The organism is Ruegeria sp. BHSC037, assembly GCF_059613045.1.
The window spans coordinates 31517-45001 of sequence record NZ_JBXWRT010000007.1 but is presented as its reverse complement, the minus strand read 5'-3'; the positions used below and the strand labels follow the sequence as shown (position 1 = coordinate 45001).

Annotated in this window: 14 protein-coding genes; 9 read left to right on the top strand and 5 right to left on the bottom strand. The window is 63.1% G+C overall.

Annotated elements, in window-relative coordinates; translation table 11 throughout:
* Positions 1-3: 3 nt before the first annotated feature.
* The 4 genes from AC2FMN_RS08720 to AC2FMN_RS08705 all read right to left on the bottom strand — a co-directional run bounded on the left by AC2FMN_RS08720 (position 4) and on the right by AC2FMN_RS08705 (position 2847).
* Entirely contained in the window at positions 4-489 is a 486-nt protein-coding gene (locus tag AC2FMN_RS08720) for a flavodoxin family protein (RefSeq protein WP_496687465.1), read from the bottom strand.
* Between the two features lie 5 nt (positions 490-494).
* On the bottom strand, positions 495-965 hold the full coding sequence (gene rlmH, locus AC2FMN_RS08715) for a 23S rRNA (pseudouridine(1915)-N(3))-methyltransferase RlmH (RefSeq protein ID WP_496687463.1): 471 nt from the start codon (positions 963-965) through the stop codon (positions 495-497).
* A 44-nt stretch (positions 966-1009) separates the two neighbouring features.
* Positions 1010-1369 (bottom strand): ribosome silencing factor, encoded by a 360-nt coding sequence (gene rsfS / locus AC2FMN_RS08710; RefSeq protein ID WP_149775947.1) that lies wholly within the window; start codon positions 1367-1369, stop codon positions 1010-1012.
* A 164-nt stretch (positions 1370-1533) separates the two neighbouring features.
* The gene (locus AC2FMN_RS08705) at positions 1534-2847 is read right to left on the bottom strand and encodes a mechanosensitive ion channel family protein (RefSeq protein ID WP_496687666.1); all 1314 of its coding nucleotides are present in this window, start codon (positions 2845-2847) and stop codon (positions 1534-1536) included.
* A 157-nt stretch (positions 2848-3004) separates the two neighbouring features.
* On the opposite strand from AC2FMN_RS08705, the gene AC2FMN_RS08700 reads away from it, so the two are divergent.
* The 7 genes from AC2FMN_RS08700 (at position 3005) to leuB (ending at position 9239) form a co-directional block, all read left to right on the top strand.
* A complete protein-coding gene (locus AC2FMN_RS08700; RefSeq protein ID WP_496687460.1) occupies positions 3005-3103 on the top strand; it encodes an isopropylmalate isomerase in 99 nt (32 codons plus the stop codon).
* Between the two features lie 51 nt (positions 3104-3154).
* Entirely contained in the window at positions 3155-4558 is a 1404-nt protein-coding gene (gene leuC / locus AC2FMN_RS08695; protein WP_496687458.1) for a 3-isopropylmalate dehydratase large subunit, read from the top strand.
* A gap of 38 nt (positions 4559-4596) precedes the next feature.
* Positions 4597-5142: an HdeD family acid-resistance protein gene (locus AC2FMN_RS08690; protein WP_496680532.1), complete on the top strand. Its 546-nt coding sequence runs from the start codon at positions 4597-4599 to the stop codon at positions 5140-5142.
* Between the two features lie 43 nt (positions 5143-5185).
* Entirely contained in the window at positions 5186-5791 is a 606-nt protein-coding gene (gene leuD / locus AC2FMN_RS08685) for a 3-isopropylmalate dehydratase small subunit (protein WP_496680533.1), read from the top strand.
* Between the two features lie 328 nt (positions 5792-6119).
* Positions 6120-6950 (top strand): hypothetical protein, encoded by an 831-nt coding sequence (locus AC2FMN_RS08680; protein WP_496687455.1) that lies wholly within the window; start codon positions 6120-6122, stop codon positions 6948-6950.
* Complete coding sequence (locus tag AC2FMN_RS08675; protein WP_496687453.1) at positions 6947-8005, top strand: endonuclease/exonuclease/phosphatase family protein; 1059 nt, start codon at positions 6947-6949, stop codon at positions 8003-8005. The genes AC2FMN_RS08680 and AC2FMN_RS08675 overlap by 4 nt, the downstream gene beginning before the upstream one ends.
* A 130-nt stretch (positions 8006-8135) precedes the next feature.
* Positions 8136-9239, top strand: a complete 1104-nt coding sequence (leuB, locus tag AC2FMN_RS08670) for a 3-isopropylmalate dehydrogenase (RefSeq protein WP_496680539.1) — start codon at positions 8136-8138, stop codon at positions 9237-9239.
* A gap of 48 nt (positions 9240-9287) precedes the next feature.
* Here leuB and AC2FMN_RS08665 read toward each other — a convergent pair whose 3' ends face one another.
* Complete coding sequence (locus tag AC2FMN_RS08665) at positions 9288-11462, bottom strand: transglycosylase domain-containing protein (RefSeq protein ID WP_496687450.1); 2175 nt, start codon at positions 11460-11462, stop codon at positions 9288-9290.
* 255 nt (positions 11463-11717) lie between these two features.
* Here AC2FMN_RS08665 and AC2FMN_RS08660 point away from each other — a divergent pair, with 255 nt between their 5' ends.
* Together AC2FMN_RS08660 and AC2FMN_RS08655 are read left to right on the top strand one after the other, a co-directional pair.
* Positions 11718-12056, top strand: coding sequence for a P-II family nitrogen regulator (locus AC2FMN_RS08660; protein ID WP_496680542.1), 339 nt, complete (start codon positions 11718-11720; stop codon positions 12054-12056).
* 33 nt (positions 12057-12089) lie between these two features.
* Entirely contained in the window at positions 12090-13418 is a 1329-nt protein-coding gene (locus tag AC2FMN_RS08655) for an ammonium transporter (protein WP_496687448.1), read from the top strand.
* Positions 13419-13485 lie beyond the last annotated feature (67 nt).

The following is a 13485-nucleotide window of genomic DNA, read 5'->3' as shown; positions in this document are numbered from 1 at the left end:
TCGTCAGAACACGCCCAGCGACAGCCCGGCGCCAAGCGCGGCGCCGATCTCGCGGCATTTGTCCAGTTCATCCTCGGGGATGGTCTTTTCCGCCAATATCGCCTCGGGCGTCTGGGCATGGGTGCAGACAATGAGGGGCGGCTGCACCTCTTTCAGGCGCCAACCGGTGGTGATGCGCGCCAGTTGCCGCGCCGCGTTCTGACCGTCGGACCCGGCGCAGATCATCTGCGCATAGGGCCGCCCCTCGATCCTGCCCAGAACCGGGTAGTAGCAGCGGTCGAAGAAATCCTTCATGACGCCTGACAGCGCCGCCAAGTTCTCGGGCGCGCAAAAGACGTATCCGTCGGCCGCCAACAGATCGTCGGACCCCGCCTGCGCGGCGGGCTTCAGGCTGACCTCGGCCTCGGCGCTGGCCGCCTGTGCGGCCGCCTCGGCCATCTGTCGGCTGCCGCCGGTGCGCGAATGGTAGACGATCAGTAGACGGGCCACAGCGGTCAGGCCCGGTGATACGGGCCGCCCGACAGGATCGTCGCGGCACGATAGAGTTGTTCCGACAGCATCACCCGGACCAGCATATGCGGCCAGACCATCGCGCCGAAAGAGATCGAGAAATCGGCTTCGGTCCGTAGCTCCGGGTCGATCCCGTCGGCGCCGCCGATGACAAAGGCCAGATCCTGCCGGCCCATGTCACGCCACCCGGCCAGCTTCTGCGCGAAATCGGGTGACGACATCACCTTTCCGCGCTCGTCCAATGTGCAGATCACCGCCCCGCCGGGCAGCGCCTTGCGCAGCAAGGCGGCCTCGGCGCCCATACCGGCGTTCCTCTTGTCTTCGACCTCGATCACGCGCGCAGGCCCCAAACCCAGGCCGCGGCCGGTCCGGTCGAAACGGGTCAGATAGTCGTCAAGCAGGGTTTTTTCCGGTCCGGCGCGCAATCGCCCGACCGCACAAATGCTGATACGCATGTCGCTCTCGCCGCCGACCCTTCAATACGGGCCGGGATGGCGCCTCAGTTGGCCGAGGCGCTACCGCCCTGAGGCAGCCACATCTTTTCCAGCTGGTAGAATTCGCGCACTTCGGGGCGGAAGATATGGACGATCACATCGCCCGTATCGATCAGTACCCAGTCGCCGGCATCCTTGCCTTCGACCTTCGAGGTGAACCCGAATTCCTGCTTGATGCGATCCGTCAGCTTTTCCGACATCGCCGACACCTGTCGAGTCGACCGGCCCGACGCGATGACCATGTAGTCGGCCACCGAGGATTTTCCGCGCAGATCGATCTGAACGACGTCTTCGGCCTTGTCGTCGGAAAGAGAGGAAAGAACGCGCTCAAGCAGCTTTTCGCTGATTGGCTGAGACTGGGCCATCACCGTGGCCCCATCGTCGGCGGGCAAACCCGCCTGAGTATGCAGAGACAGGACATGGTCCTCCTTGATAAAGCGCCGCCAAACCCCGGCGCCGGGGTAGTAATAAGGTAGCAAGCCGATTGCAACAATTCAATGAATCGCGGGCCGTGTGCGCACAGGCGTGATCACTCCGTGTCGATTTGTTGCGCAACCACGCCGGTCTGCCCCTGGCCCAGAAGGCGCACCTCGCGCTGCGGGAAGGGGATCGAGATGCCCTCGGCCTTGAACGCGTCCCACAGCGCCAGATAGACATTGCCGCGGATGTTGGTCAGGCCGGCGGTCGGGTCGCGGATCCAGAACCGCAACACGTAGTCGACGCTGCTGTCGCCGAATCCGGTGATGTGGCAGACCGGTTCGTGCTTGCCGCCGCTCAGCACGCGCTTGACCGTTTTCACCGTCCGCACGGCGGTCTCGCGCACCGTGTGCGGATCGTCGCCATAGCTGGTGCCGAAGGTCAGATCCAGCCGGACGAACTCGTCGGAATGGGACCAGTTCACCACCTGTCCGGTAATCAGATCCTCGTTCGGGATCAGGTATTCGCGCCCGTCGCGGGTGACGACCGAGACATAGCGAGCGCCCAGCGCGTTGATCCAGCCGAACGTGTCGCCCAGCGAGATCACGTCGCCCGGCTTGATCGACCGGTCCATCAGGATGATGATCCCCGAGATCAGGTTCGACACCACCTTCTGCAAGCCGAAACCGATGCCCACGCCCACCGCGCCGGACAGCAGCGCGATCCCGGTCAGGTCGAAGCCCAGCGTGCGGATCCCGACCAGAAAGACCAGCCCGTAGAGAGCCACCTGGATGCCCTTGGCCAGCAGAACCTGCATCGAGGGCGAGATGTCGTCGTTGCTTTTCAGCCCCCGTTCAGCCGCCCGGGTGCCCAGTCGGGCCAGAACCAGCAACGTGCCAATCAGCAAGATTGCCTTGAGGATCCCGAGAACCGAGATGTGCATCTCTCCGATCGTGATCGCGACCCCGTCCAGAAACTCGGCCACGTCGTCGGTCAGGCTCAGTGCCACCAGCGTAGCATAGACCCACATCGACCAGCGAAAGATGCGCCGGATCGTGCGGTTGCGTACAAGATGCGACAGCAGCGCAATGACCAGCCACGCGGTTGCCAGCGTTGCCAGAACGCCGATGATATAGCTGCGCGACGGCCATGTGACCTGCTGCATCACCAGGTAGACGCTCCAGGACAGAAGCACGAAATAGACCAATGTCAGCCGCCGCATGAACTGGACCAGAGTCCGTAGCCGCCATTTGGGCCAGCCGCTTCGCGCCCTTGCCCATGTTTCCCATCTACCAAGTGTGGCGGCCTTCAGAACAAAGGATGCGGCCACCAGAAGCAGCACGATCAACAATTGATACTGACGCCATCCCGGGGTCACGATCAGCTCGATCAGTGCTCCAAACTGAAGCAGGAATGCCTCGACCATTGTATCGAACAGCTCGGAAATCGAGCGGGGGATCAAGTCGTTGTCCAATCGCGCCTCCTGCCTGCCAGATTGACCAGCTATGCGCCGGTATGCAAGGCAATTGGCGGCCACTGGATTGAACCTTGATTGACAGGCGCTCGCGATATATCTGGATCGCATGAGATTCAATCAGGCCCCTGCTCCCAACCTGCAAGACCGCGCGCGCCTGCGTGAACGGTTCTTCGGGGCCGCCCGCACGGTTCTGGCCCGCCTATAATCGGCGCCCAGCCACTCGCCAGCATTTCTCAATACAGACGGGAGAGGACCGATGTCCCCCAAAACACTCTATGACAAGATCTGGGATGCCCATGTCGTGCACGAAGCCGACGATGGTACCTGCCTTCTTTATATCGACCGCCACCTGGTGCACGAAGTGACCAGCCCTCAGGCGTTCGAAGGACTGCGCATGGCAGGCCGCAAGGTGCGTGCGCCGGAAAAAACGATCGCCGTGCCGGACCATAACGTGCCCACCACACCCGATCGCGTGAACGGGATCGAAAACCCCGAATCGCGCATCCAGGTCGAAGCGCTGGACAAGAACGCCCGCGATTTCGGCATTCACTACTACCCGGTGAATGACATTCGTCAGGGCATCGTTCACATCGTGGGCCCCGAACAGGGCTGGACCCTGCCGGGCATGACCGTGGTCTGCGGCGACAGCCACACCGCCACTCACGGCGCTTTCGGCGCGCTGGCCCACGGCATCGGCACCTCCGAGGTCGAGCATGTTCTGGCCACTCAGACGCTGATCCAGAAGAAATCCAAGAACATGAAGGTCGAGATTACCGGCAAACTGCAGCCGGGCGTGACCGCCAAGGACATCACCCTGGCTGTGATCGGCGAAACCGGCACCGCCGGCGGCACCGGTTATGTGATCGAATATTGCGGCGAGGCGATCCGCGACCTGTCGATGGAAGGCCGTATGACCGTCTGCAATATGGCCATCGAGGGTGGCGCACGGGCCGGCCTGATCGCGCCGGACGAAAAGACATTCGAATACGTCAAAGGCCGCCCGCACGCCCCGAAGGGCGCGCAGTGGGAGGCCGCTCTGGCCTGGTGGAAGACGCTCTATTCCGATGACGACGCCCATTGGGACAAGGTCGTCACCATTCGCGGCGAGGACATCGCCCCCGTGGTCACCTGGGGCACCAGCCCCGAAGACGTTCTGCCGATTACCGCCACCGTACCCAACCCCGAGGATTTCGAGGGCGGCAAGGTCGAGGCCGCGCGCCGTTCGATCGAATACATGGGCCTTAAGCCGGGCCAGAAGCTGAGCGACATCGAGATCGACACGGTCTTCATCGGTTCCTGCACCAACGGCCGGATCGAAGACCTGCGCGCCGCCGCCGAGATCCTGAAAGGCAAGAAGATCAAGGACGGCATCCGCGCCATGGTCGTACCCGGCTCGGGCCTCGTCCGCGCGCAGGCCGAAGAGGAAGGCATTGCCGAGATCTTCAAACAGGCCGGCTTTGAATGGCGCCTTGCGGGCTGCTCGATGTGCCTGGCGATGAACCCCGACCAGCTGAGCCCGGGTGAGCGTTGCGCCGCAACCTCGAACCGCAACTTCGAAGGCCGTCAAGGCCGCGGCGGACGCACCCATCTTCTCAGCCCGGCCATGGCTGCCGCCGCAGCAATCACTGGAAAGCTGACAGATGTGCGCGAATTGATGTAAGCTTCCCTCATCATTGATTTTTTGAGGGAGAGAATGAAATGAGTGATTGGGTCAAATGGCTCCTGATGGGGCTGCTGTCGATTGTGTTCGGCATCTTCGTTCTGGGTGCGCCCATCGTGGCATCGGTGGCGGTGACCGTGGTCACCGGCGCACTGCTGCTGATCTCGGGCGTGCTCCAGGTCGTGGGCGGGTTCTCGGTGGAAGGCACCGGAAACAAGATCCTGGCCTTCATCATGGGCGCCGTGATGCTATTTCTGGGCTGGTCCTTTCTGGCCCATCCGCTGCAGGGCGTGCTGACGCTGGCCACGGTGGTGATGATCCTGTTCATCGCCGGCGGTCTCGCCCGGATCATCCTGTCGTTCCAGATGCGCGGCACGCAGTATTTCTGGCCCACGCTCATTTCCGGCCTGCTGTCCCTGGCGCTGGCCGCCTACATCATGGCCAATGCCTCGGTCGGACTGGCGCTCAGCCTGCTGGGAATCCTTTTGGGCATCGAGATGCTGTTCAACGGGTTCGGCCTGATCTTCATGGCGTTCTTCGTCAAGAACGCCGGCAACGAAACGACGGAAGCGAAACAAGCTTGAAACGCGGGGCATGGGGCCGGGCCTCTCCCGCAGGAGTGTGAACATGGAAAAGTTTGAAAAAGTCCACGGCGTGGCCGCCCCCATGCCCCTGATCAATATCGACACCGATATGATCATCCCCAAAGTGCACCTGAAAACGATCAAACGTTCGGGCCTAGGCGTCGTGCTGTTCGACGAGATGCGCTATCACGATGACGGGCGAGAGAACGAAGAGTTCGTTCTGAACAAACCCGCCTATCGCAACGCCGAGATCCTGGTGGCCGGCGACAATTTCGGCTGCGGCTCGTCGCGCGAACACGCGCCTTGGGCGATCAAGGATTTCGGCATCAAGGTCATCATCTCGACCAGCTTCGCCGACATCTTCTTTAACAACTGCTTCAAGAACGGCATCTTGCCGATCGTGGTCGAGGACGAGCATCATGCCATCCTGATGGAAGATGCCCACAAGGGCGAAAACGCCCGCATGACCGTGGACCTCGAAGAGCAGAAGATCGTCACCTCGGACGGGGTCGAGATCACCTTCGACATCGACCCGCACCGCAAGCACTGCCTGCTGAACGGCTTGGACGATATCGGCCTGACGATGGAGAAGGCGCACCACATCGACCAGTTTGAATCCCAGGTCAGCCAGGCCCGCCCCTGGACGTGACGCGGGCGGCGAATCTGCCGATACTCAACCAGACGGGGTCGCCACGGCGGCCCCGTTCGCGTCTTAGGGGTTGACGGCCAAGCAACCACAACATGTAGTCACACCCGACGAACCAGCGACGATTCTGCGGCGCAATTGATGCAAAGCCGCACCAGTTTCGCCATCATTTTGCCTGAAATCACCTGTTTCCTGCCCATCGGCTTGAGCAAAATGCCGCTTGTCGCTGATGATGGCGCCAATCGGCATCCGCCACTTGGGAATGGGCGGGCACAAGTTGGAATTGAGTCGGCAAAGAAACGACGGGTCCGGTTTGGAAAGGGTTCGGATAGTGATTGCACGCACAACAGGGGCGGCAGTTCGTGGGATTTTAGTAGCGCTTCTGGTGCTGACCCCCGCGCTGTATCTGCCGGTCTCGGCCACCAACGGTACCGAAGTTGTCGTCTTTGTCGCCATCTTGGCATTCATCCTGACCTTTGCCGAATACAACTCGGCCTTCCCCAGTTTCATCGAGTTCCGCGACGCGCCGCCCGTCAACCGGCTGAGGTTCGTCGGGCTGATGTCGATGGTGTCGGTCCTGACCCTGATCTGCAAGAACGTCTACACGCCAACGGATCTGACCAGCGCTGCCTATTCCGTGGGCCTGGCCGTGGCCAATGTCGTCGACTTCCCCTATTCACCGGTCCGCCTGGTGGTCCTGATGCTGCCGGCCGAGGCCAGCGCAACGCTGACCGAACTGGTCCGCATCACCGCAAGCGTCGCCTATGTCGCGGCGCTGGTGACGATCGCCAGCTTCGTCTATGCGGTCAAGGTCCGGGGATGGCCCACGGGGAACGGGGCCTTCAACGTCTGGACCAATCTGCCCCTGTTCGACCCGACCAAGGGCGGAGACGTGGTGACCCGCCTGCAGCGCGACGGGCGCCTGAACATTTCGATCGGCATCCTGCTGCCGTTCCTTATCCCTGCGCTGATCAAGCTGCTGACCAATGTCATCGATCCGCTGACGCTAGCGAATCCGCAGACCCTGATCTGGACCATGAGCGCTTGGGCCTTCCTGCCCGCCAGCATAATTATGCGCGGCATCGCCACGCTGCGAATCGCCGGGCTGATCGTCGAAAAGCGGCGCGCCTATTCCACCTCCGAGGCCACCCAGACCGCATGATCCGCATTCTGGTTCTGGCGCTGCTGCCTTTTGCGGCCCAGGCCGACCCCCTGCGCGTGGCCAGCTTCAACACCGAGTTGCAGCGCGATGGGCCGGGGTTGATGCTGCGAGACATCCGCAAGGAGACACCGCAGGTCCGCGCCGTCGTCGATGTTTTGCTAGCCACGGCGCCGGATATCGTCGCCCTGCAGGGGGTGGACTGGGACCATGACAACCTGGCTCTGTCGGCGCTGACCGATCTGCTGGCGGCTGCGGGTCTGGATTATCCCTATCGGTTCGCCCGTCAGCCCAATTCGGGGCTGATGTCCAACCTCGACCTGGACGGAGACAGCAGGCTTGGCGGGCCGGGCGACGCGCAGGGCTGGGGGCGTTTCACCGGCAATGGGGGAATTGCCGTCCTGTCCCGGTATCCGATCATCGAAAGTCAGATCGCAGACTACTCGGCCCTGCTGTGGAAGGATCTGCCGGACGCAACGCTTCCCAGCCGGGACGGCGCCCCGTTTCCCTCGCAGCAGGCGCAGTCGGTCCAACGGCTCTCCTCGACCGCGCATTGGGTCGTTCCGATCGATACGCCGCAGGGCCGGTTGACCCTCATGACCTTCCACGCCACCCCGCCTGTCTTTGACGGCCCCGAGGACCGCAACGGCCTGCGCAACCGCGATGAAATCCGGTTCTGGTCCGTTCTTCTGCGGGGCGATCTGGGGCCGGCGCCGACCCGCCGCTTCGTAATCGCCGGAGATGCCAATCTGGACCCCGAGCGCAGAGAAGGCCACACCGAGGCCCTGCGTGCCCTGCTGACCAACCCGTTGGTTCAGGATCCGCGACCGACAGATGCAACCGGCGCAGACACGACCGTCACCTGGAAAACCGTCGGCGACCGCCGCGTCGACTATGTGCTGCCATCGGCGGATTGGGTGGTCGAAGATGCCGGCGTGTTCTGGACCGGAGCGGACGGTCAGCCCCATCCCGCGGCCCGAGCGGCAAGCCGGCACCGGCTGGTCTGGGTCGACCTGACCGGATCGGGCGCGCAGGACCGGCAGGCCGGTACCGACTGACGTGCCGCCCACCCTTGCCGACCTGCGCCCGCATGACGCGTGATACCCGGGCAAAACGGTCGGAACGCCTCATTGACCATATGCCCCGCAAACGCTAGGCCCGGTTCTGAAAAACGCAAGGAGACCGCTCATGTCCAACCCCTCGCTCCTCATCCTGCCCGGAGACGGAATCGGCCCCGAAGTGATGACCGAAGTGCGCAAGATCATCGACTGGTTCGGCGCCAGGCGCGATCTGAAATTCGACGTGAGCGAGGATCTGGTCGGCGGTGCTGCCTATGACAAGCACGGCGTTCCTCTGGCGGATGAGACGATGGCCAAGGCGCAAGAGGTCGACGCGGTTCTGCTGGGCGCCGTAGGCGGCCCGAAATACGACGATCTGGATTTCAGCGTGAAGCCCGAGCGCGGCCTGCTGCGCCTGCGCAAGGAGATGGACCTGTACTCGAACCTGCGCCCGGCCCAGTGCTTTGACGCGCTGGCCGATTTCTCGTCGCTGAAAAAGGACGTGGTCGCCGGCCTCGACATCATGATCGTGCGCGAGTTGACCTCGGGCGTCTATTTCGGCGAGCCGCGCGGCATCTTCGAGGAAGGCAATGAACGCGTGGGCATCAACACCCAGCGCTACACCGAATCCGAGATCGAGCGGGTCGCGCGTTCGGCTTTTGAGCTGGCGATGCGCCGCAACAAGAAGCTGTGCTCGATGGAAAAGGCCAACGTGATGGAATCGGGCATCCTGTGGCGCGAGGTGGTGACCCGCGTGGGCAAGGATTACCCCGAGGTCGAGCTGAGCCACATGTATGCCGACAACGGCGCCATGCAGCTGGTGCGCGCGCCCAAGCAGTTCGACGTGATCCTGACCGACAACCTGTTCGGCGACATCCTGTCGGACTGCGCGGCGATGCTGACCGGGTCGCTGGGCATGCTGCCTTCGGCCTCGCTGGGGGCGCCCATGGCCAACGGCCGGCCCAAGGCGCTGTATGAACCCGTCCACGGCTCGGCCCCCGACATTGCTGGGCAGGGCAAGGCCAACCCGATCGCCTGCATCCTGAGCTTTGCGATGGCGCTGCGCTATTCCTTCGACCAAGGGGCCGAGGCCGACCGTCTGGAAGCCGCCATCGAGAAGGTGCTGGCCGATGGTGTCCGTACCGCCGATCTGCTGGCCGAAGAAGGCGTGCAGCCGGTGTCGACCACCGAGATGGGCGACGCGATCGTCGCCGCGCTGGACGCCAGCCTCTGAGCTTCGATCCGGGCGGCGCCGCGCGCCGCCCGTCCGATCATCCGCGGCCTAGTTGCCCCCGAAGATATCCTTCAACAGATTGTCGACCGCCCGCGCGAAACTGCCCTGCTGTCTGCGGCGGGGCTGGGATTGCTGCGTGGTCTGAACCGGAGCCGCCGGCGCCAGCATCGGCAGGGGCGTGGGGGTCATGCCCTCGGTCACGCGCAGCATGGTTTCCCGCCAGATTTCGGCCGGCAGTCCGCCGCCGGTGACGCCTTTCAGGGGCGTATTGTCGTCATAGCCCATCCAGACGCCGGCCACATAATCGGCAGTGAAGCCGATGAACCACGCATCCCGCGCGGCCTGGGTCGTACCCGTTTTGCCCGCCACCTGCCATCCGGGCAGCTTGGCCCGCTGACCGGTGCCTTCGGACACCACTCGCTCCATCATCCAGATCAGCTGTTTGGCGGCCTCGTCGCGGATCACCCGTTCGCCGATCCCGGTCGTCGTCACCATCACCGGCGTGTCATCGCCCAGCAGCTTCAGCTCGGTCAGGCCATAGGGTTCCACCGCCGAGCCCCCGTTCAGGATACCCGCATAGGCGCCGGTCATCTCGATCAGCGTGCTTTCCGACGCGCCCAGCGCCAGCGCAGGACCCGCCGCCAGATCGCTTTGGATGCCGAAGCCGCTGGCCACCGTGCGCACATTGTCCAGCCCGGCCACCTCGGCCACCTTGACGGCCGGAATGTTCAGCGAGTTCTTGAGCGCATCCGCCAGCGTAACACGACCGTAGAACTTGTTGGTATAGTTCTTGGGGCACCACTGGCCGGACCCCGGGATGTCGATGCAATAGGGCTCGTCCACCACCGTGGCCAGCGGTGAGTAGCCAAGCTCCAGCGCGGTGGCATAGACGAAGGGTTTGAACGAGGACCCGGTCTGGCGCAGCGCCTGCGTCGCGCGGTTGAACGCGCCCGACACCTTGGTCTTGCGCCCGCCCACCATGGCCCGGACAGCACCATCGGCCGACATCACCACGATCGCGGCCTGCGCCTTCGACCCTTCGCTGACCTTTTCGTCGAACACCTGTTTCAGCGCCGCCTCGGCCGCCTGCTGGATCCGCTGGTCCAGCGTGGTCTTGATCACCACGTCCTCGGTGGTGTTGCGGGTAAAGAACTCGGGGCCGCTGGCCATGACCCAGTCGGCAAAATAACCGCCAGCGCGCGCGGCGGCGGCCTCGGACAGCTCGGCCGGGTTGTTGCGCGCCGCAGTTGCCTGTGACGTGGTCAGGTAACCCTGATCCTCCATCAGGCTGATCACCACCTTGGCCCGGTCCTGCGAGCGCTGCAGGTTGTTGGTGGGCGCATAGCGCGTGGGCGCCACCAACAGCCCCGCCAGCATCGCCGCCTCGGCCGCGTCGACCTCGGCCGCGGACTTGCCAAAATAGCGCTGGCTGGCCGCCTCGAACCCGCGTGCGCCGGCCCCCAGAAATGCCCGGTTCAGATAGATGGTCAGGATCTCGTCCTTGGAATACTTGGCTTCCATCGCCATCGCGTAGATCGCTTCCTTAGCCTTGCGCCACAGCGACCCCTGGCGGCAGTCAGCCTCATACGCCGCTTCCGACTCCCACTGGCTCGGATCATACGGGACACCCAGACACAGCAGCTTGGCCGTTTGCTGGGTGATGGTGGACCCACCATGCCCCGACAGCGGCCCGCGCCCTTCCGACAGGTTGATCCTAACCGCGCTGGCGATGCCGCGCGGGCTGATGCCGAAGTGACGATAGAACCGCTTGTCCTCGGTGGCGATGACCGCGTTCTTCAGATGGGGTGACACGGTATCGGCGGTGATGACGCCGCCGAACTGATCACCGCGCCAAGCGAAGACCTTGCCGTCGCGGTCCAGCAGGGTGACCGACCCACGCGCGCGCCCGTCCAGCAGGGCATCGACCTCGGGCAACGTGCTGTAGACGACGCCGACCGCCAGCGCAATCAACAGCGCCACCACCGCCCCCACGCGCCAGGTCAGGCCCCAGATCAGCCGTCCGATCCATCGGAGCAGCCGGCGAAAGAAACCGCCCTGCCCGCCACCCGAACGCTTGCGCCGGGTTTTGCGCGTTGTGGTCTTGCGCGCCGTCGCCTTCTTGCCCGCCGGTTTCGCCGACCGCTTGGTAGACGCCGTCTTGCGGCCTCCGGACGGATACCGTTTGTCCGCCACCAGCGGTTTTCGACGCTTGGACTCAGTCATGCTCAAACTCTGCCCGTTTTTGCTTTTGTGGCACCATACCGTGCTGTCGCGCCCATGTAGAGGTGTGAAATAGCAGCAATTCCCCTCTCACATTTGCCTGTTTTTTGATCACTTCACATATTTTGTGCAAAAAATGTGCAACTTTGACCCTCTTCCCCAGCGTCTTTTTGCCGAAATCGTTCCTTGAGCGGCCATGTCGGGCTCTTTTTCTGCAGGTGCAAAGCCGGACCCACCGGAACAGAAGAGGGGAAAGACGTGAAACTGATCATTGCGACAATCAAGCCGTTCAAGCTCGAGGAGGTGCGCGAGGCACTGACCGAGGCGGGCGTGCGCGGCATGATGGTGACTGAGATCAAGGGCTTCGGCTCGCAATCCGGTCACACCGAAATCTATCGGGGTGCCGAATACGCGGTGAACTTCGTGCCCAAGATCAAGCTGGAAATCGTGGTGCCCGCCGCGATGACAGACCAGATCGTCGAGACCATCACCAGAACCGCCAAGACCGGCAAGATCGGCGACGGCAAGATTTTTGTCCTCGATGTCGAGCAGGCCCTGCGCGTGCGGACCGGGGAACTCAACGAAGAGGCGCTCTGAGCGCCGCTACCGACAATCATTCGAGGACTGAACATGAACCTGATGAAATCACTCATCCCTGCCGCCGCGATCGTCGCGCTGCCGCAGATGGGCCTGGCGCAGGAGACCGCCGCAACCGGCGAAACCGCGCAGCATACGCAATATATCCTGACTTCGCTGCTGTTCCTGATGGGCGGCTTCCTGGTGTTCTGGATGGCCGCGGGCTTTGCCATGCTCGAGGCCGGTCTGGTGCGCTCCAAGAACGTGGCCATGCAGCTGGTCAAGAATATCGGCCTGTTTTCCTTTGCAGCCATCATGTACTGGCTGGTCGGCTTCAACCTGATGTATCCGGGCGACGGCTGGACCATCACCGGCATTCTGGGTGCCTTCTCGCCCACCTCGTTGGAACCGGTCGGCCTTGAAGGCGTCGAAACCGATCTGTCCTATGCGTCGGTCGGTTCGGACTTCTTCTTCCAGCTGATGTTCTGCGCCACTACCGCCTCGATCGTGTCGGGCACCATGGCCGAGCGGGTCAAGCTGTGGCCCTTCTTCATCTTCGTGATCGTCCTGACCGGTGTCATCTACCCGATCGAAGCCTCGTGGCAGTGGGGCGGCGGCTGGCTGTCCGAAATGGGCTTCAGCGATTTCGCAGGCTCGACCCTTGTGCATGCCGCAGGTGGCTTTGCCGCACTGGCCGGTGCGATCGTGCTGGGCCCCCGGATCGGCAAGTACAGCAAGGACGGAAAGGTCGTTCCGATCCCCGGCTCGAACCTGGCGCTTGCCACCCTGGGTACGTTCATCCTGTGGCTTGGTTGGTTCGGCTTCAATGGCGGCTCGCAGCTGGCCATGGGCACGATCGGCGACATGGCTGACATCAGCCGCATCTTCGCCAACACCAACATGGCCGCTGCCGCCGGCGCCGTCGCTGCCCTGATCCTGACCCAGGTGATGTATGGCAAGGTCGACCTGACCATGGTGTTGAACGGCGCGCTGGCCGGGTTGGTCTCGATCACCGCGGAACCGCTGGCACCGTCGCTGTTCCAGGCACTGATCATCGGCGGCATCGGTGGCGTGATCGTGGTCTACACCGTGCCGCTGCTGGACAAGATGAAGATCGACGACGTGGTCGGCGCCATCCCGGTTCACCTGATCGCGGGCTTCTGGGGCACCTTCATCGTGGCCTGGACCAATGGCGACGCGTCCTTCGTAACCCAGATCATCGGCTTTGCAGCCATCGGGATCTTTGTCTTCGTGGTGAGCTTCATCCTGTTCTCGATCCTCAAGGCCACCGTCGGCCTGCGGGTCGGCGAGGAAGAAGAGATCAACGGCCTCGACATGGGCGAGCTGGGCATGGAAGCCTATCCCGAGTTCTCGAAGGGCTGAGCCCTTTTCAAACCAAACAAAAAACCCGGGCATTCGTGCCCGGGTTTCTTTTTTGGGAAATGTCTGA

Excerpts from the sequence above, each read along its gene's own strand:
- rlmH (WP_496687463.1), bottom strand. The coding sequence starts at position 965 with ATGCGTATCAGCATTTGTGCGGTCGGGCGATTGCGCGCCGGACCGGAA.
- rsfS (WP_149775947.1), bottom strand. The coding sequence starts at position 1,369 with ATGGCCCAGTCTCAGCCAATCAGCGAAAAGCTGCTTGAGCGCGTTCTT.
- AC2FMN_RS08705 (WP_496687666.1), bottom strand. The coding sequence starts at position 2,847 with ATGGTCGAGGCATTCCTGCTTCAGTTTGGAGCACTGATCGAGCTGATC.
- AC2FMN_RS08700 (WP_496687460.1), top strand. The coding sequence starts at position 3,005 with ATGAGATTCAATCAGGCCCCTGCTCCCAACCTGCAAGACCGCGCGCGC.
- leuC (WP_496687458.1), top strand. The coding sequence starts at position 3,155 with ATGTCCCCCAAAACACTCTATGACAAGATCTGGGATGCCCATGTCGTG.
- AC2FMN_RS08690 (WP_496680532.1), top strand. The coding sequence starts at position 4,597 with ATGAGTGATTGGGTCAAATGGCTCCTGATGGGGCTGCTGTCGATTGTG.
- leuD (WP_496680533.1), top strand. The coding sequence starts at position 5,186 with ATGGAAAAGTTTGAAAAAGTCCACGGCGTGGCCGCCCCCATGCCCCTG.
- AC2FMN_RS08675 (WP_496687453.1), top strand. The coding sequence starts at position 6,947 with ATGATCCGCATTCTGGTTCTGGCGCTGCTGCCTTTTGCGGCCCAGGCC.
- leuB (WP_496680539.1), top strand. The coding sequence starts at position 8,136 with ATGTCCAACCCCTCGCTCCTCATCCTGCCCGGAGACGGAATCGGCCCC.
- AC2FMN_RS08665 (WP_496687450.1), bottom strand. The coding sequence starts at position 11,462 with ATGACTGAGTCCAAGCGTCGAAAACCGCTGGTGGCGGACAAACGGTAT.
- AC2FMN_RS08655 (WP_496687448.1), top strand. The coding sequence starts at position 12,090 with ATGAACCTGATGAAATCACTCATCCCTGCCGCCGCGATCGTCGCGCTG.